Below are 16,589 nucleotides of genomic sequence, written 5' to 3'. Positions count from 1 at the left end.
TGCGCCGCGACGTCTTAAGCGGTGTCATGGATTTTGACGATCAGCTCCGCCGATATTTCGGCACGGACGACCTTTCCGGCGTTCCGCAGTCCGCCCTGATCGCGGGCATCGATCGCATGCGGGTCGATCTCGGCATGGAACAGGATAGCGGCCGGCGGTTCGCCATGTGGGCCTTGCTGTACATGCTGGGCGGCGCCCCCGACCTGGATGTGGCGTTCGAAGATGAAGCCGATCGGGACGCCGCCCGGACATTCATGGACATGACCGATCAGGAGGATGAGGAAAGCTGAAGGACACGCTTTCCTCGTCAGAGGCAAGACGGATCGCCCTGGCCGCACAGGGCTTCGGCCAAAGCCGCCCGACGGGCGCGATCCGTCAGGATCATCTCCGTCGCGTGCTCGATCGCGTCGCACTGCATCAGATCGACAGCGTCAACGTGCTGGTCCGTGCGCATTATCTTCCGCTCTATTCGCGTCTGGGTGCCTATCCGCGCGAGTTGCTGGATCAGGCTGCCTGGGGACCGAAGAGCAAGCGGCGCCTGTTCGAATATTGGGCGCATGAGGCGTCCTTGCTCCCGTGGGACATCCAGCCGCTGCTGCGTTGGCGCATGGCACGGGCAGCGCAAGGCATCGGCGTGTGGGGCAATGTGAAGCCCTTTGCCACGGAACGCGCTCCGGAAGCGGTGGCCATGCTGGCGCGTATCGCCGCCGATGGGCCGCTGGCCGCGTCCGACGTCGCCGAGACGCGCGGGCCGGGCGGCTGGTGGGGTTGGAGCGAAACCAAGCGAACGCTGGAATATCTCTTCTGGTCGGGCCGCATCATGACCAAGACGCGGCGCAGCAGCTTCGAACGCGTCTACGATCTCGCGGACCGCGTGCTGCCGGATACGGTCCGCGACATGCCCACGCCAGACGAGCCGGACGCGCACCGCGCATTGCTCGAGCGGTCGGCCCGCGCGCTGGGGGTGGCCACGGCGGGCGACCTGCGCGATTATTTTCGGCTTAAGCCCCAGGACGCCTATCCGCGGATTGCCGAGCTGGTCGAAGCGGGGAGGTTGCTGCCGGTCCGGGTGGCCGGTTGGACGCAGCCCGCCTATTTGTATGCCGATGCGCGTCTGCCCCGCCGCAGCTCCGGACAGGCGCTCCTGGCGCCGTTCGATCCGCTCATCTGGGAACGGTCGCGGACGGAACGGTTGTTCGACTTTCGCTATCGGATCGAAATCTACGTCCCGGTCGAAAAACGCGTCCATGGCTATTACGTGCTGCCGTTCCTGATCGACGGGAAGATCGCAGCGCGCGTCGACCTCAAGGCAGATCGACAGGCCAACCGGCTCCTCGTCCAGAGCGTCCATGGCGAAGCGACAGCGGCTCCGGACATGCCGGATCGATTGCGGGCCGAACTTGACGTGATGGCGCAGTGGCTTGGGCTGGAGCGGGTCGAGATCGTCTCCGGAGGCGACATCGCCGATCTGCTCCGCGCATCTTAGGGGACGATCATGCGCGGAAGGACCAACCGCTCGGATCGATCGCCGCTCAGGCGACTTCTGCCGACCTGGCCTCGTCGCCGTCGCCCATTCTGTCCATCCGGTAGCCGGCCAGCTCGGGCGCCATCCGCGCCTGGTTCCGCTCGCGCAGCCGTGCACTGGCATCATCGTAAAAGAAGGGCAGAAAGGCGTAGCGCTTGCCGCGCGTCACCGGCATCGCCTCGTGCAGGAGCGAGCAGGAGAAGATGACCGCGCCGCCCGTAGGTGCGCGATAGGTGCGCGATCCAAATTCCGGAAAGCGCAGCTCGCCGCCCTCATATTCGTCCGCATTCAGGTTGATCGTGCAAGCAAAGCGGCGGTGCGCGGTGCCGGCGGTCGTATTGTCGCGATGCGGTCGGAAAAATCCGCCGCTCTCACTATCATAACAGGCGACCATCCAGCGCTCGACCCGCGTCGCCCGGAACTGGAATGCCTTTTCAATTTGCGGCAGCAAACGGCGGACCAGGCGCTCGCGCAGCACCTCCCGAAAGGCCTCGTCCTGAATATGATAATCGTGACGACGCTTGAACGCGTCGTCAAACTTGGCGACGGTCCGGCCATTCTCTTCGCGCATGAAACCCGAGCGGGATCCGCCATTCTGCTCATATTGCCGGATCAGGGTGCTGCATAATTCTGGCTCGAACAGACGCGGCACGATCAAGACCGGCGCGTTCGCCGGCTCCGTCGTCGATGCTATCAGGTCGGCCAGCGCCCCGAACAGCATCGGTCCATCGGCCAGGTCGGCGTGCAGCACGATCCGCTGCATCGCATCCAGCAGGAACCAGCAGGGTTTCAGCCGCATGCCCGTGGGCGCGGCCTCTGCCGCACCATAAGCACGCGATATCGCGCCATCATAGTCGAGGAACCAGCGGATGCCGGGCAATTGCCGCGCAATGCGGCCGGTCGCGGCGTCGTCCGGATCCGCCGTCACGCCAAAGAAACGGGCCCGAACGTCGTCGAACAGCGCGCGGTGCCGTGCAACCAGGGCCAATGCATCCGCCGTCGGCGACGACCGACCACTGCCCAGGAAAAGCAGGACGGTCGGGCAGCCCGCGGCGGTATCGAAATGGAATTGCGCGTTTCCGCCAAGCGTGGCGCCCACGAACATGGGCGCTTCCTCGCCCGCTTTAAGCGCCACCAGCGGGGTGGCCATCCTCATGCTCAATGCTCACCCCAGCCCATTGTCGGCAAGATCCTTTGCTGCGAGGTCCAGCGCGGCCGGCGCATCGACGCCCGTCAAGGCGTAGGCCATGTCGCCATTGCGCCAATAAGCGACCGTGGTGCGTCCTTTCTGTACGGTGGCCGGCTGCGCGGGCGCATCGGTGCGGCTCCGCACCGCGAACAGCGATACCGTTTGGCCATCGGCGATCCGCACCATAAGCTGCAGGGCTGGACCTTCCTCCGACGGGAAAAGCTGCACGTCGGTTATTCGCCACCCTGCCGGCAGGACGGGAATGCGGATCCGGGTAAAGCGCTGGACATCGCGTGCATCGAAGCGGGTTGTTTCGAGCTGGGACGGCATGTCCGCCCGTATCAGACTGGTGTGATAAGCCTGGATGGCGTCGCCCACATAAGTGGGCGGGCCGGCCTGCGCGATGGGGGCATTGGGGACCAGCACCAGCGCAGCGACGGCCGCCGCGGCGGCAAGCCCGCTCATCCACTTACGGCGCGCCAGAAAGTGTGCGATCGGCCGTGCGGGTGCGCGCATCCCATGGTCCAGCTGTGCCGCCGCGGCGGCCAGATCGATGCGCTCGGGCAGGTGCGGCTGGCCGAGACGAAGTGCAGTGCGCCGGCTGAAATCGGCCATCATCCGCGCAGCCGCCTCCGGATTGCGTGACAGATAATCTTCCACCGCAAGGCAGCGGCTCTCGTCCAGTTCGCCGTCCAGATAGGCGTCCAGCTCAAGCGCGGTGACGGCTTCAGGATACATCCTTGCCTCCAACAATATGCAGTGGGTTGCGCGTCACGATGTCGTCCGCCTCTCGCAGCGTCGCCCGCGCACGGCTTAGACGCGACATGATCGTGCCGACCGGGACGTCGAGCGTCGCCGCGGCCTCCTGATAGGAAAGCCCTTCGATCGCGACGAGATGCAGGGTGGATCGCTGCGTCTCTGGCAGCGCCGCGAAGCGCGCGGCGGTTTCGCGCAGGAGCGCGGCATGTTCGGCGCTGCTTTCGACCGCCTCCTCGGTGCGGCGCGCAATCTCGCTCAGCGCGCGCTGCTCCACGCCTGCGCGCCGTCTGGCGCTGACAAACTGATTATGGAGGATGGCAAACAACCACGCGCGCAAGGAATTGCCTGGTTTGAAGCTCGCCCGCTTTTCATACGCGTTCAGGAGCGCCTGCTGCACCAGGTCGTCCGCCGCCACCGGGTCAAGCGCGAGCGAGCGTGCATAGCGCCGAAGCGCAGGCACATGCTCGGTAGCGTCGCTCGATCCCCAGCCGGTCATGCAGGATATACGAGCAGGTATGGCCTTTATTCCATCCCGTGGATTGGCAAGTATCGGACCTTGCGAGGTCGTTCCGGCGCTTTATGCGATATCGCTTGCCGGTACGATCCGGATGACAGGGAGGCGGCTGTGAAAGTCCTTTTGGCGTTGATGCTTGCCTTGGCGCCCCCCGCGGCCGCTGCTGGCCCGGCCCTGCTGTTGCGTCCCGATCGCGTGTTTGACGGGACGGGCGTTCATCCCGGCTGGGACGTTCTGGTCGAGGACGATCATATTGCCGCCGTTGGACCGCGCCTGGGGGTGCCGGCGGGTGCGCGCGTGATCGATCTGCCGGGCGAAACAGTGATGCCCGGCATGATCGAGGGGCACAGCCACCTGTTCCTGCATCCGTATAACGAAACCAGCTGGGACGATCAGGTCCTGCATGAATCGATCGCGCTGCGGACGGCGCGGGCCGTGGTGCATGCGCGTGCGACGCTCATGGCGGGCTTCACCAGCGAGCGCGATCTTGGCACCGAAGGCGCGGGCTATGCCGACGCCGGGCTGAAGCAAGCGATCGATCAAGGGGTGGTGCCGGGACCGCACCTGCTGATCGCCACACGCGCGATCGTGGCGCGCGGCGCTTACGGGCCCAAGGGGTTCGAGCCCGGTGTGTCGGTTCCCCAAGGTGCGCAGGAAGTGAGCGGTGTCGATGAGATCACGCGCGCGGCACGCGATCAGATTGCGGCCGGCGCGGATGTCGTAAAGATGTACGCCGATTATCACTATCTCCCCAAGGAGCCGAGCCGGGCAACGCTGACGCAGGCAGAGTTGAGCGCTGGCACCGCCGTGGCGCATGATGCGGGCCGGCTGGTGGCGGTCCATGCGGTGACGGCCGAAGGGATGCGCCGTGCCATTGCCGCCGGCGTCGATACGATCGAGCATGGTTATGGCGGCACGTCCGAAATCTTCCGTGCGATGCACGAGAAGAATGTCGCCTTATGCCCGACGCTCGCGGCGTCCGACGCGGTCGCACGCTATCGGGGATGGAATGGGCAGGATCCCGTGCCGCAGGCGGTCGCGGAAAGCCGTCGGAGCTTCCATCTTGCGCGGGCCGCCGGCGTGCCAATCTGTGTCGGCGGCGATGTCGGCGTGTTCACGCATGGCACGAACAGCCGCGAGATGATCTTGATGCAACAAGCAGGCATGACCCCCGTGGAGGTGCTGACCGCCGCGACGTCCGGCAATGCCCGCATCTTTCATCTGGCCGATGTCGGTGCGCTCAAGCCGGGGTTTCTGGCCGATATCGTGGCGGTTGCGGGCGATCCCACGCGCAATATCGCCGCCGTGCGGGATGTGCGGCTGGTGATTAAGGGTGGGGTCATCGTACGCGAATGACAGGGATACGCGACATCGGGTAAGCGGAGCGCATGCCCGATCATAGAGCTGCGGACCGCGCTGTGGCGGAGATGGGATGGGATCGAGTGTCGGAGTTGCGTCTGCGAGGTGAGGATCGGGTCAAGGAAGCGGCGGAACCCATCGAAACGCCAAGTCCAGCTCTGATCCCGCCCCAGCCGTTATGGATGCGGCTGGGCCGACGCCTGCAGCCGGCCGTGAACCGGATCGTCGCCGGCTCGTCCCGGGTGGGCGACCGCCCCGTCCATGATCCCCGCAATTTCCCGTGGGTTCGCGCCTTGGAAGACCATTGGCTCGATATTCGCGCTGAGGCGGAGCTGGTGCTGCGGGAGATCGAGACGGTTCCCCCGCTCGCTGAAATCTCGCCCGATCATCGCGACATCGCGCCACCCCGCAAGTGGCGATCCTTTTTCCTTTATGGCTACGGCTATCAGCAGGAGGCCAATGTGCGGCGCTGTCCGCGGACGGACGCCTTACTGCGGGCCATCCCTGACCTGAATTCGGCCTTCTTCTCGGTTCTGGCGCCGGGCACGCATATTCCGGCGCATGTTGGCGTAACGAAGGCGATCATGACCTGTCATCTCGGCCTCAATGTGCCGCGGGATGCCGCCAATTGCTGGATGCGGGTGGTCGATCAGAAGCTGCATTGGCAGGCGGGAAAAGCGCTCATTTTTGACGACACGTTCGAGCATGAAGTGGCGAACGACACCGATGAGGTGCGCGTCGTATTACTGATCCAGTTTCGGCGTCCCACCGGGCGGGTCGGCCAGCTGATCGGGGGACTCTTCCTGTGGGCAGTGAAGCGGTCCCGTTTCGTGCAGGACGCGCGGCGTCGCGTGCGCGACTGGAATGGCGACGGATAGAAATACGCCCCTGCCCGTTGATGGCACGACCCGTCACGACGACGGCAGCAATGGGACGATAATCGATGAACGATGATCAACTGAGCGGCGAGGGCCGCGACATCACCGGTAAGGTCAAGGAAACCGCGGGTAACATCACAGGCAATTCCTCCCTGCAGGGCGAGGGCATCGCCGATCAGCTCTCGGGCAAGGCGCAGAAGGCCTATGGCGCCGCGACGGATGCCTTTTCGGGTGGCGTCGGGCCGATGGTAGAGCAGGCCAAGGGATTTGCCCGCAAGCGTCCTTTCGCCGCGGCCGCCTTGGCGGGCGTGGTCGGACTTGCTCTGCTGAACACGTTGCGCGGCAAGCGCTGATCGATCGATGCGGGCCGCCTGGCGGCCCGCTTCCTAGAGTATGATGACTTCGGTAGGACCGTTCGTCTCGAGTAGCGATCGAGCCTTTCGACTGCCTGCGAGGCAGGCGCTCAGGACAGGCTTGTCGAGAGCGCGTATCGATAGATACCCACCAATGCCTCGATACGCGCCCTCGATACGCCCTGCGGGCAACTCGGTCGCTACTCGGCACGAACGGATCAGTATAAAGTCATCACGCTGTAGTTCGCGTCTACGTGCTTCGCCATGGCTTGATCGAAGGCAATGCGGGGCCGTAACAAAGCCGTTAACGCACGCTCATCGACAGTATGCGTTGAGACGCTGTCGTGCGGCATCGCCATGCATGTGCCGCCTCACCAAGGGGCGGGCAATGCGGAATTACCGGTTATATTTACTCGATGCCAGCGAGCGGATCATTAAATCCGAAGTGGTGACGGTCGCGACAGATGACGAAGCTGGGGCGGAAGCCGCACGCCTCGGCCACCCCAATCCGATCGAGATATGGGAGGGGGCGCGCAAGGTTGCCCTCATTCGCCCCGGCCCATCCGCATAGGGTGTGGACCGGGCTTTTTCCGTAGATCCCCAGGATCTGCAGATTGCATGGAACGACCCCCGGCATAGGGGTTTTTTGACGCCATGCCGCGTTTTTACATCCACCTCGAAAATGGCGAAGGTTTTCTGGAAGATGAGGTCGGCCGCGATTGTGCGGACGAAGCGGCCGCGCGCAAAGAGGCCGTGTGCGCCGGTGCCGACATCATTGCCGATGAATTGAAGCACGGCCTGTCGTCCGTGAGCGTGACGTTATTCATCGACGATCAGGATCATGTGCGCGTGATGCAGGTGCCGATGTCGGCGTCGATCACCCTATGACAACATCGGTCAGGCGGCCGCCTCGACAGCAAACAAGGTCGCGCCCGCATATTTGGGATCGGCACTGTTGAACAGCGGCTCCGGCTTGAACGATCGGCTGATAATCTCGCGGATCGTAAGCCCGGCCAGCTTGAACGTGCCAAGCTTCGTTTCTTTCGGCGGCCGGCCCTCCCGCTCCACCGTCACCGCATCGACGAACAGCTCACCATGCTTGGTGTAGAGGATATAGGGCGCAAGCTTGATCGCCGTACGGTTGTACGTCGCCTCGATACATTTCTGGAGCGCGATTGCTTCCAGGACAAGTTTACTCGATTCCATAGGCGTTATTTTGCCTTACCCATGGGGAAATCACAAGAAAAATGTTGCGCTGCAGCACGGCTCGACGTCAGAGTGCGACAGGCAGGCGCAGCGTGGCGATCAGGCCCGCCGCCGCGGCATTGGCCAGGAGGAGCCCGCCGCCATGCAGCTCGGCAAGCTCGCGCGTGATCGAAAGCCCGAAGCCGTGCCCATCGCCGCGCTCGTCCAGCCTCCGGCCGGGCTCGACGGCGGCGGCCAGTAAGGATTCCGCGATGCCCGGGCCGTCATCCTCGACGCGAAGCGCTACCATTCGGCCGTCGGCGACCGCCGTGATCCGAACCGACGCGGCTGCCCACTTCCACGCATTGTCGAGCAAATTCCCGATCATCTCGTCCAGATCCTGAGGGTCGCATCGCACCGCCAGTTCGGCGCCGATCGTCACATCAACGGTAATTGCGCGATCGGCATGGATGCGGGAAAGGGCGGTCACGAGACCTTCTACCTGCGGCGCCAGCGTCGTCGCCGGCGCAGCGCCGCCAGTGCTGGCGGCGCGGGCGCGCCCCAGATGGTGCCGTATCTGCGCATCGATCCGGTCGACGTGCCGGGCAAGTTCGCCCGGCGCGGGGTCGGTGAGGTCGAGCCGGAGCGCCGCAAGCGGGGTCTTCAGCCCATGGGCAAGGTTTGCGACATGGCCCCGCGCCTGTTCCAGAGCCGTGCGATTGTTGCGGATAAGAGCGTTCAATTCGTCGATCAGCGGCAGCAATTCGCTGGGCTCGCTCGCTTCCACATGGGTACGCCGACCCGCGCGGACCTCGGCGACCATGGCGCGCAGGCGGCCGATGGGGCGCAGGCCGAACCGCAGCTGGACCAGGATCGCCATCGATAAGGCGACGCCCAAGGCCAGCAGGGAAAGCAGCAACGGCGCCATCGCTTCCCGCAACGGGCGTTCGGCGACGGCGCGCGGTCCCGCCGCCAATATTTCCGCGGGGCCTTTGGTCGTGTTCACGGTCAGCGCACGGCCGTGGATCGTCAGTCCCGAAGGGTCCCGACCTTCGAACGGATGCGGCTGCGACTCGATTGGGCCGGACATCGGGAAGGGCGGCGGGCCGGGCGGGGCGGGGCGGGTAATATCGGCTGTGCCGATCGATCGCGACCGCAATACGCCACCCGGCGCACGCACTTGCCAAGACCAGCCGCTGCCCGGCTGATCGAATGGCGGAAGATCCACGGCCCGGCGGGCGTCGATCGTGCCGTCGCGGCGCACGGCACGCGCGACAACGTCAATCTGCGCATCCAGCCGCTCATCCAGGCCCTGCATGACGAAATGCTCCAGCACATGGCCGATCGCGAAGCCCGCAAAGAGCAAAGCCGCGAGGATGGCGATCACCGCCGTGCCGAGCAACCGCCCGAACAGGGAGCGCGGCATCAGTCGCATGCGGACTCGCCGGTAAGGCGATAGCCGCGCCCGCGCACCGTCTCGATCAGTTCCGGGCCGATCTTGCGTCGCAGCCGCCCGATGATCACCTCCAGCGAATTGGAATCGACGTCGGCATCCTGTTCATAGACCCGCTCCAGCAGATCCATCCGATCGACCACGATCTCTTTGCGCAGGATGAGGCAGGATAGAACGCGCCATTCGAAGGCGGTCAGCTTCAGTGGCAGGCCATCATGTTCGAACTGGCCGGTTTGGGCGTCGAAGCTGACCGGGCCACACTGAATGATGCTGGCGGCATGGCCGGCCGCACGCCGCACCAGGGCGCGCAGACGCATCACCAGCTCCTCGACTCGGAACGGCTTCACCAGATAATCGTCGGCCCCCGCCTTGAACCCCTGAACCTTGTCGGACCAGGCGTCGCGTGCCGTAAGGATCAAGACCGGTAGTGCCCGGCCGGAAGCGCGCCATTCGGTGAGAATTGAAATGCCGTCCCGCTTGGGGAGGCCCAGGTCCAGAACCGCCGCATCATAGGCCTCGGTCGCGCCGAGGTGGCCGCCATCCTCACCGTTCGCGGCCACGTCCACCGCGAAATTTTCCGCCCGCAAGGCGCGCGCGATGCCGTTGGCGAGATCGCTATCATCTTCGACCAGCAAGACGCGCATGACTTGGACCTCCTGCCGATACGAGGCGACTAGCTCTCATGACTAAACCCAATCTGAACGGCGCGGTTCAGTCGGCGATAGCAAGGGCGGCGTAGAAAAGGCCATCAACGACGGAGTGATGATCATGACGCAAGCGAATCAAGACAATAGCCCGAGCCGCTTCACCAGATTGCGGCGAATGCCGGTCATGCTGGGCGCGGCCGCGGTACTGGCCGTTGGCGGTGTTGCCGGTGCGATGGCCGCCCGCGAGATGGGGCCTTCGATCGAGATGGCACCGCTCACGCCTGTGGCGATCCGCAGCCTGCCCAGCAGCAGCGGTATCGTCACCGTGCGCGGGCGCGTCGCCGAGATTTTCGGCAACAAACTGGTGGTGGACGATGGCAGTGCGCGCGCGCTGATCGATACCGGGCCGGAAGGGGACGATCGTTCGCTCGCGAGCATCGGTGCCCCGATAACGGCGCAGGGTCAGTTCGATCGAGGCGTGTTGCACGCATCCTTCCTGGTCGACGCGGCCGGCAAGGTGACCGCGCTGGGCCCGCTTGGCGGCCCTCCCGGGCCGGGTGGCCCGCAGGGTCCGGCCCCGCGCCCCGGTGACGGGCCGCCGCCGCCGCCCGGCGCCGCACCTCCGCCGCCGCCCCCCGGTATGGCGCCGCCGCCGCCGCCTGCAGGGGCCTCGGTGCCGCTTGCCGATGCCGCCGCGCCCCCGCCGGTACCCGCCGCCACCGCAGTGGCGACACCTGCCAAATGACACCCTGCCGGCGGGATTATGCGTCCCGCCGGCATTTTTATGGCGCCGGATTGGGGAGGGGGCTTCCCGCGAAGAACGCGTCGATATTGGCACAGACCATCGCGATCATCGCAGCGATGGCGGCGTCAGTGGCGCCGGCCGTATGCGGCGTCAGGATGGTGTTGGGAACATCGTGCCACCTTGCAGGCGGGGTCGGTTCCTGCATGAAGACGTCCAGCGCCGCGCCACCCAGCCGGCCATCGCGCAACCGCGCGATCAGCGCCTCTTCGTCGATCAGCTGGCCCCGCGCGATGTTGACGAGCAAACCGTCCGCGCCGAGCGCGTCCAGGATCTCGCCGGAGATCATCTTCTCATTCCCCGCATGGGCCCTTGCGGCGATGACCAGAATATCGCTGTCGCGCGCCAATGTCGCGAGGCTGTCCGCCCGGAGCCAGGGCAAGTCGGGCTTCGCCGCGGGCCCCCACCAGCAGGTTTGGAGACGCAGCGCGTCGGCCCTTCGTGCAATCGCCTGGCCGATGCTGCCCATGCCGACGATTCCCAGCTTGGTGTCGGCAAGCGAGCGGGTCAGGGCCTTGCTGCCGGCACTCCACTGGCCGCTTCGCACCCTGGCGTCGCCCCGGACGATTTCGCGCCGATGGGCGAGGATCAGGCCGACGGCATGATCCGCCGCGTCTTCGGAATTTGCATCCTGCGCGTGCGTCACCGCAATTCCGCGCGCGCGCATCGCCGGTACGTCGATTCCGTCATAGCCGACGCTGAAGCAGGCGATCAGCCCCAGCTTCGGCATTGCCGCGATGAGCGCTGGATCGATCCGGAATTCGCCCGCCACCACGAGCACGCGAACCTCGGCGAGACGCGCCCAATCATCCTCTTCCCATAAGGGCAGCGGTTCGTACCGATCCGCCAATCGACCGATCAGGAAACCAAGGAGGGGATGGGCGACGACGATAAGCGGACGACGATCGGACATGCCGGTTCTTAGCTTTGGTCCGCACCGTCTTGCCAGCATAGCCTTGTCCAATCCCGCATAAGCGGCGACAGCGTCGGCATGTCGCCGTTGCACGACCCCTGGTTCCTGGCCGCGGCCGTGATCGCGATCCTGTTGCTGGGGTTGAGCAAGGGGGGCTTCGCCGGGATCGGCGCGATCGGAACCCCTTTGTTGGCGCTGGTGGCCGGGCCGGTGGAGGCCGCCGCTATCATGTTGCCGATACTGATCGCCCAGGATGTCGTTGGGGTTTGGGCATTTCGTCATAGTTGGGACAAAGCGGTCATCGCCGTCATGCTGCCGGCCGCAGCCATCGGTGTCGGTCTCGCTTACCTGTTCGCGACGCGCGTACCCGAAGGCGCGATGCAGATCGCCCTTGGCGCGATCTCCATCCTGTTCGCGATCCGCAGTTTATGGATGCAGCGCGGCGGGAGGATTCCGGCGCCGACAAATCCTCCAAGATGGTTCGGATTTGCGATGGGACTGGCGTCGGGCATCACCAGTCAGATCGCGCATGCCGGGCAACCGCCCTTCCAGATCTACGTGCTGCCGCGCCGCCTGCCGCGCGATATACTGGTCGGGACGACGGCGATCTTCTTCGCGGCACTGAACTGGATCAAGGTGCCCGCCTATCTGGCGCTCGGCCAGTTCACCCGGGCGCACCTGATGACCAGCCTGATGCTGTTGCCGATCGCCATTCCCTCCACATTGGCAGGCGTATGGCTGGTGCGGCGCGTGGATGCCGACCGTTTCTATACGTTGATCTATTGGTTGATGCTGCTGATCGGCATGAAATTGGTTTATGACGGCCTGTGAGCCGTTCGCGCGCGCTACCCCCCGCCCTTCAGGATGTCAGGCGACTACCGAGATGCTCGGCCAGTTTCAGCGATAAGGCGACGATCGTCAGGGTCGGATTGGCCTGGCCCGAGGTCGGGAATGTGGCCGCTCCCGCGACGTACAGGTTGCTCGTTCCATGAACCAACCCGTCGCGGCTGACGACGCCCTGGCGGGGATCGTCGGACATGCGCGCCGTGCCGATATGATGACCGCCGACGGGAACCGTCTGTTCGCGCACGTCGGCGTCGAGACGCGCATCATCGAACGCGATGGTTCCGCAGCCGCTTTCTTCCATCGCGCGGCGGATTTCGCGGATCGTGTAGGCCAGGGTCCGATAATCGATATCCTGGGCGCGCCAGTCGATCTTGAGGCGTGGTACGCCGTTCTGGTCGAGGTCGGTGCCGAGCATCACGCGGCTGTCGGGATTGGGCGCCTGCTCGCCATAGAGGTTGAGGGCATAGGAGCCGCTGGCGTTCTTCAAGGCGATATAAGGAATCTTCCGGGGGGCCAGGTAGCGTTGCGCGATCCAGCTCGCCCCGAATTTGGTGAGGCCGGGAAGGCCCAGCGCCACGTTTCGAACATGCTGGCCGAAAAAGCCTTGGCGTTGCGTCACTGCGGCCGCCACCGGGTTAGTATCGACCAGGCTATATTTGCCCGCATCGTCACGGCTGTTCGCGACCGAGAAATGGCGTGCATATTCGGGGATGATGAACTTCCGCGCGAGGAACAGGGCGGACAGGACCGGATCCCGATGGTCCGGATCAAGGATGCTGGGATGGTGGATGCGCGCTGCGGCGTTCAGAATGCCCAGCTGGGCCTGGCGCTGCGAACTGATCGTGAAGCGTCTTTTTACATAGATGCCATCGCTCGATTTCTCGAATCCGTAGACGACGGCACGATCATGCGGCGCGATGCGCAGGCCAGCGAAATTGACTTCGACATGACACATATAATTGCGGCCCAGCCATCCCGATCCAAGGCCAAGCTTCGAAAATTCCAGCAGCCTGACGGTTTCCAGGCCGCCAACCGCCGCGACAAAAGACCGCGCGCTTACCGTGAACCGGCGCCCATCCCTGCCGACGCATTCGGCGGCCTGGACAACAGCATGATTGTCCCCTGAATCGAGGCGTAGGCAGGTTGCCCCGGTCACGACCGTGATGTTGGACGACCGGGCAAGCGCTTCGCGATTGCGCGGCCAGAAGCGCGTTGGCGGGCTGTAGCGTTCGATGTTGCTCGTCTGCACGAAGGGGTCGCGGAAGCCCTCGATCAGAGGTTCGTCGTTCAGCGCGGTCGCGGCGTGGTAATCGAACTGGCCCACTTCCACCGAATCCTGCGCGCGTGCATAAAAAGGACGCATTTCGGAACGCGGAAACGGCCAGCCGCTGAAAGGGACATGATCGCGCTTCACGAAATCCAGCTCGTCCAATGGCGTGCAGCGGCCGCCCCAGATCCCGCTCGATCCCCCCAGGCGGCGCTGTCGGTACATTTGGGACGGCGGATGGGCGGGATTGACGACCTCCCCGCCATAAGCGTCCTGGATCGACGCTTCGACGCGCGGCCCACCCGCCTCGATCATGACGATCTTCAGACCGGCACGTTCCAATTCCAAGGCCAATGTAAGGCCAGCAGGGCCGGTGCCGACGATACACACGTCGCCACGGAGCTGATCTCCCTCGGCAATAGATTGGAATGGTCTTAGCATTCGCACCGCCCGCCTTCATGTTGCAACTGCACAATGGCGCGTTTGGCGGTCGGGACAAGGTTACGGACGCGACGAACCGTGAGATTAGCGACGAGTGACGACTTTTGTGGGAATCGTACGACCAATTGATGGCCAATTGGCGATTCACCCCCTCTGCTTTTGCGAGTGGCTAGGGAAAAACGCAGATAGGGAACATTGTCCTGCGGCACGGCCAAGGGAGAACACCAATTGCGCTCACATGCAAAGCATGTTGCACCCGCTCTGGTGACAGTTATGTCGGTATTTCAGACTGATGGAGGATGAGCATGGCACGTCGGACGACATTGTTAAGCGTGGCATTGCTGATGTCTGGGGCTGCGATCGCGCAAAATCCGCAGCCGCCGCGTCCCGCAAAACGGCCGTTTCAGGTTACCTCACCGAACGGCCCGCGTGAGGACGACTATTATTGGCTGCGTGACGATACACGCAAGAATCCGGAGATGCTGGCCTACCTTGCCGCCGAGAACGCCTATGCGGACGCTTTGCTGAGCAGCCTGAAGCCGCTGCAGACCCGCCTCTATGAAGAGACGGTGGCGCATATCAAACAGGACGACAGCTCGGTTCCCTATCGGAAAAACGGCTATTATTACGGCTCGCGATACCAGACCGGTGCGGACTACCCGATCATCGAACGCCGCAAGGGCAGCCGCGACGCGCCCGCCGACGTCCTATTCGACGAACCGGCGCTGGCCAAAGGCCACAGCTTCTTCGCGCTCAGCGACTGGACGGTAAGCCCGGACAACCAGCGGGTCGCCTGGGCCGAGGATGTGGTCGGCCGCCGGCAATATGTCCTGAAGGTCAAAGATCTGGCGACCGGCCAGGTGCTGGCCGACACGATCGCGAATGTGGAGCCGAACCTGGTCTGGGCCGGCGACAATAAGACGATCCTGTACGTCGCCAAGGATCCGGTGACGCTGCGCGGTTATCAGGTGAAGGCGCATGTGCTGGGTACGCCCACGGCCACCGACCGGACCCTGTATGAGGAGAAGGACGACACATTCCAGATGGGGATCGCGCGCACGACGGACGACAAGTTCGTGTGTATCTCCGTCGAGAGCACGGTCAGCGACGAGCAACGCTGCGCGCCGGTTGGGGCGCCCGCCAACTTCACCGTGGTCGCGCCGCGCCTGCGTGAATTCCGCTATAGTGCGGACCATCTTGGCAGCCGCTGGATCATCCGGACGAACAAGGATGCGAAGAACTACAAGCTGGTCACGGTCGCCGACGCCGATCTCGCCAAGGGCAGTGCCGCCTGGCGCGACCTGACGCCGGCCAGCGACACGGTCTTCATCGAGGGGTTCAAGCCGTTCGAGGGTTTCGTTGCGATCGATCAGCGCGAGGGCGGCAATCGCATGATCCGGTTGCTGACCGATGACGGCAAATCGCTGCCGGTCAAGGCGGACGAACCGGCCTATCGCATGTCACTCGACGTCAATGAGGAGCCGGCGACGCCGTGGGTGCGCTATACCTATGGCTCGCTGGTCACGCCGACCACCACGTACGAGGTCAATGCCAAGACGGGCGAGCGGCGCGTGCTGAAGGTCGCGCCCGTGCCGGGCTATGACCCCGCCAAATATGTGACCGAGCGCGTCTGGGCGCCCGCGCGCGACGGCACCAAGATCCCGGTCTCGATCGTCTATGCCAAAGGCGTGAAGCGCGATGGCCGCGCGCCGATGCTGCAATATGCCTATGGCAGTTACGGCATTTCTATGGACCCGGCGGTGGATGCGGGGCGGATCGGCCTGCTCGATCGCGGCGTCGTCTATGCCCTCGCCCACATTCGTGGCGGGCAGGAGATGGGGCGCGGCTGGTATGATGACGGCCATCTGCTCAACAAGAAGAACAGCTTCACCGACTTCATCGATGTGACCCGCTATCTGGTGGCGCAGAAATATGCGGCCAAGGATCGGGTCGCGGCAATGGGCGGCAGCGCGGGTGGGCTGCTGATGGGCGGCGTCGCGAACATGGCGCCGGCGGATTACAAGCTGATCATCGCGCAGGTGCCGTTCGTGGACGTCGTGACGACGATGCTGGACGCGTCAATCCCGCTGACGACCTTCGAATATGACGAATGGGGCAACCCCGCGCAGAAGCCCTTTTACGATTATATGCTGAGCTATTCGCCCTACGATAATGTGACCGCCAAGGCTTATCCGTCGCTGTTCGTCCAGACCGGTCTGTGGGACAGCCAGGTCCAATATTACGAGCCGACCAAATGGGTCGCGAAGTTGCGCGAGTTGAAGACGGACAAAAATCCGCTGGTCTTCCGCGTCAATATGGAAGCCGGCCATGGCGGCAAATCCGGACGCTTCGAACGCTTCCGCCAGAATGCGGAATGGCAGGCGTTCATGCTGCAGCAGCTGGGCGTGGCAGATCAGCACCAGTCCAAATGACAGGCGATAAGCCCGGATTGGGATCA

The 16,589-nt window shown here is 64.3% G+C and carries 18 protein-coding genes; 10 read left to right on the top strand and 8 right to left on the bottom strand.

Features of this window, described 5'->3' with window-relative positions; all coding sequences use genetic code 11:
- The first annotated feature begins 26 nt into the window (after window positions 1-26).
- Window positions 27-290, top strand: a complete 264-nt coding sequence (locus ACSBM8_RS16505) for a hypothetical protein (RefSeq protein WP_442679081.1) — start codon at window positions 27-29, stop codon at window positions 288-290.
- 104 nt (window positions 291-394) lie between these two features.
- Window positions 395-1,486 (top strand): winged helix-turn-helix domain-containing protein, encoded by a 1,092-nt coding sequence (locus ACSBM8_RS16500; RefSeq protein WP_442679080.1) that lies wholly within the window; start codon window positions 395-397, stop codon window positions 1,484-1,486.
- Window positions 1,487-1,532: 46 nt separating this feature from the next.
- Here ACSBM8_RS16500 and ACSBM8_RS16495 read toward each other — a convergent pair whose 3' ends face one another.
- The 3 genes from ACSBM8_RS16495 to ACSBM8_RS16485 are packed head-to-tail and all read right to left on the bottom strand — an operon-like array spanning window position 1,533 to window position 3,969.
- Window positions 1,533-2,675: a 2OG-Fe(II) oxygenase gene (locus ACSBM8_RS16495; RefSeq protein WP_442679079.1), complete on the bottom strand. Its 1,143-nt coding sequence runs from the start codon at window positions 2,673-2,675 to the stop codon at window positions 1,533-1,535.
- Between the two features lie 15 nt (window positions 2,676-2,690).
- A complete protein-coding gene (locus ACSBM8_RS16490; protein WP_442679078.1) occupies window positions 2,691-3,452 on the bottom strand; it encodes an anti-sigma factor family protein in 762 nt (253 codons plus the stop codon).
- Window positions 3,442-3,969, bottom strand: a complete 528-nt coding sequence (locus tag ACSBM8_RS16485; RefSeq protein WP_442679077.1) for a sigma-70 family RNA polymerase sigma factor — start codon at window positions 3,967-3,969, stop codon at window positions 3,442-3,444. The genes ACSBM8_RS16490 and ACSBM8_RS16485 overlap by 11 nt, the downstream gene beginning before the upstream one ends.
- A 150-nt stretch (window positions 3,970-4,119) precedes the next feature.
- On the opposite strand from ACSBM8_RS16485, the gene ACSBM8_RS16480 reads away from it, so the two are divergent.
- From ACSBM8_RS16480 to ACSBM8_RS16460, 5 genes are all read left to right on the top strand, one after another.
- Window positions 4,120-5,343 carry an amidohydrolase family protein gene (locus ACSBM8_RS16480; RefSeq protein WP_442681625.1) on the top strand — a complete coding sequence of 408 codons (1,224 nt, stop codon included), beginning with the start codon at window positions 4,120-4,122 and terminating at the stop codon, window positions 5,341-5,343.
- Window positions 5,344-5,375: 32 nt separating this feature from the next.
- On the top strand, window positions 5,376-6,224 hold the full coding sequence (locus tag ACSBM8_RS16475; RefSeq protein ID WP_442679076.1) for an aspartyl/asparaginyl beta-hydroxylase domain-containing protein: 849 nt from the start codon (window positions 5,376-5,378) through the stop codon (window positions 6,222-6,224).
- Window positions 6,225-6,289: 65 nt separating this feature from the next.
- Entirely contained in the window at window positions 6,290-6,577 is a 288-nt protein-coding gene (locus tag ACSBM8_RS16470) for a CsbD family protein (protein WP_442679075.1), read from the top strand.
- Window positions 6,578-6,965: 388 nt separating this feature from the next.
- Window positions 6,966-7,148 (top strand): hypothetical protein, encoded by a 183-nt coding sequence (locus ACSBM8_RS16465; protein ID WP_442679074.1) that lies wholly within the window; start codon window positions 6,966-6,968, stop codon window positions 7,146-7,148.
- Between the two features lie 83 nt (window positions 7,149-7,231).
- Complete coding sequence (locus tag ACSBM8_RS16460) at window positions 7,232-7,465, top strand: DUF6894 family protein (RefSeq protein WP_442679073.1); 234 nt, start codon at window positions 7,232-7,234, stop codon at window positions 7,463-7,465.
- Between the two features lie 9 nt (window positions 7,466-7,474).
- Here the strand turns inward: ACSBM8_RS16460 and ACSBM8_RS16455 are convergent, their stop codons facing one another.
- The 3 genes from ACSBM8_RS16455 to ACSBM8_RS16445 form a co-directional block, all read right to left on the bottom strand.
- Complete coding sequence (locus tag ACSBM8_RS16455; protein WP_442679072.1) at window positions 7,475-7,783, bottom strand: hypothetical protein; 309 nt, start codon at window positions 7,781-7,783, stop codon at window positions 7,475-7,477.
- Between the two features lie 67 nt (window positions 7,784-7,850).
- Window positions 7,851-9,188, bottom strand: a complete 1,338-nt coding sequence (locus ACSBM8_RS16450) for an ATP-binding protein (protein ID WP_442679071.1) — start codon at window positions 9,186-9,188, stop codon at window positions 7,851-7,853.
- A complete protein-coding gene (locus ACSBM8_RS16445) occupies window positions 9,188-9,859 on the bottom strand; it encodes a response regulator (RefSeq protein ID WP_442679070.1) in 672 nt (223 codons plus the stop codon). The genes ACSBM8_RS16450 and ACSBM8_RS16445 overlap by 1 nt, the downstream gene beginning before the upstream one ends.
- A gap of 124 nt (window positions 9,860-9,983) precedes the next feature.
- Here ACSBM8_RS16445 and ACSBM8_RS16440 point away from each other — a divergent pair, with 124 nt between their 5' ends.
- Window positions 9,984-10,607, top strand: a complete 624-nt coding sequence (locus ACSBM8_RS16440) for a hypothetical protein (protein WP_442679069.1) — start codon at window positions 9,984-9,986, stop codon at window positions 10,605-10,607.
- A gap of 37 nt (window positions 10,608-10,644) precedes the next feature.
- On the opposite strand, the gene ACSBM8_RS16435 is transcribed toward ACSBM8_RS16440, so the two are convergent.
- The gene (locus ACSBM8_RS16435) at window positions 10,645-11,577 is read right to left on the bottom strand and encodes a 2-hydroxyacid dehydrogenase (protein WP_442679068.1); all 933 of its coding nucleotides are present in this window, start codon (window positions 11,575-11,577) and stop codon (window positions 10,645-10,647) included.
- A gap of 78 nt (window positions 11,578-11,655) precedes the next feature.
- Between ACSBM8_RS16435 and ACSBM8_RS16430 the strand changes: the two genes are divergently transcribed.
- On the top strand, window positions 11,656-12,408 hold the full coding sequence (locus ACSBM8_RS16430; RefSeq protein WP_442679067.1) for a sulfite exporter TauE/SafE family protein: 753 nt from the start codon (window positions 11,656-11,658) through the stop codon (window positions 12,406-12,408).
- Between the two features lie 28 nt (window positions 12,409-12,436).
- Here the strand turns inward: ACSBM8_RS16430 and ACSBM8_RS16425 are convergent, their stop codons facing one another.
- Window positions 12,437-14,131, bottom strand: a complete 1,695-nt coding sequence (locus tag ACSBM8_RS16425) for an FAD-dependent oxidoreductase (RefSeq protein WP_442679066.1) — start codon at window positions 14,129-14,131, stop codon at window positions 12,437-12,439.
- A gap of 305 nt (window positions 14,132-14,436) precedes the next feature.
- Between ACSBM8_RS16425 and ACSBM8_RS16420 the strand changes: the two genes are divergently transcribed.
- Window positions 14,437-16,563: a S9 family peptidase gene (locus ACSBM8_RS16420; RefSeq protein WP_442679065.1), complete on the top strand. Its 2,127-nt coding sequence runs from the start codon at window positions 14,437-14,439 to the stop codon at window positions 16,561-16,563.
- Window positions 16,564-16,589 lie beyond the last annotated feature (26 nt).

The sequence above is a fragment of the Sphingomonas sp. ASY06-1R genome (assembly GCF_052180265.1).
In the GTDB taxonomy this organism is placed as follows: Bacteria; Pseudomonadota; Alphaproteobacteria; order Sphingomonadales; family Sphingomonadaceae; genus Sphingomonas_I.
This window is presented reverse-complemented; position numbering and strand designations above follow the sequence as displayed.

Coding starts and splice junctions, on each gene's coding strand:
- ACSBM8_RS16505 (WP_442679081.1), top strand. CDS start 27: ATGGATTTTGACGATCAGCTCCGCCGATATTTCGGCACGGACGACCTT.
- ACSBM8_RS16495 (WP_442679079.1), bottom strand. CDS start 2,675: ATGGCCACCCCGCTGGTGGCGCTTAAAGCGGGCGAGGAAGCGCCCATG.
- ACSBM8_RS16490 (WP_442679078.1), bottom strand. CDS start 3,452: ATGTATCCTGAAGCCGTCACCGCGCTTGAGCTGGACGCCTATCTGGAC.
- ACSBM8_RS16485 (WP_442679077.1), bottom strand. CDS start 3,969: ATGACCGGCTGGGGATCGAGCGACGCTACCGAGCATGTGCCTGCGCTT.
- ACSBM8_RS16480 (WP_442681625.1), top strand. CDS start 4,120: ATGCTTGCCTTGGCGCCCCCCGCGGCCGCTGCTGGCCCGGCCCTGCTG.
- ACSBM8_RS16475 (WP_442679076.1), top strand. CDS start 5,376: ATGCCCGATCATAGAGCTGCGGACCGCGCTGTGGCGGAGATGGGATGG.
- ACSBM8_RS16470 (WP_442679075.1), top strand. CDS start 6,290: ATGAACGATGATCAACTGAGCGGCGAGGGCCGCGACATCACCGGTAAG.
- ACSBM8_RS16465 (WP_442679074.1), top strand. CDS start 6,966: ATGCGGAATTACCGGTTATATTTACTCGATGCCAGCGAGCGGATCATT.
- ACSBM8_RS16460 (WP_442679073.1), top strand. CDS start 7,232: ATGCCGCGTTTTTACATCCACCTCGAAAATGGCGAAGGTTTTCTGGAA.
- ACSBM8_RS16455 (WP_442679072.1), bottom strand. CDS start 7,783: ATGGAATCGAGTAAACTTGTCCTGGAAGCAATCGCGCTCCAGAAATGT.
- ACSBM8_RS16450 (WP_442679071.1), bottom strand. CDS start 9,188: ATGCCGCGCTCCCTGTTCGGGCGGTTGCTCGGCACGGCGGTGATCGCC.
- ACSBM8_RS16445 (WP_442679070.1), bottom strand. CDS start 9,859: ATGCGCGTCTTGCTGGTCGAAGATGATAGCGATCTCGCCAACGGCATC.
- ACSBM8_RS16440 (WP_442679069.1), top strand. CDS start 9,984: ATGACGCAAGCGAATCAAGACAATAGCCCGAGCCGCTTCACCAGATTG.
- ACSBM8_RS16435 (WP_442679068.1), bottom strand. CDS start 11,577: ATGTCCGATCGTCGTCCGCTTATCGTCGTCGCCCATCCCCTCCTTGGT.
- ACSBM8_RS16430 (WP_442679067.1), top strand. CDS start 11,656: ATGTCGCCGTTGCACGACCCCTGGTTCCTGGCCGCGGCCGTGATCGCG.
- ACSBM8_RS16425 (WP_442679066.1), bottom strand. CDS start 14,131: ATGCTAAGACCATTCCAATCTATTGCCGAGGGAGATCAGCTCCGTGGC.
- ACSBM8_RS16420 (WP_442679065.1), top strand. CDS start 14,437: ATGGCACGTCGGACGACATTGTTAAGCGTGGCATTGCTGATGTCTGGG.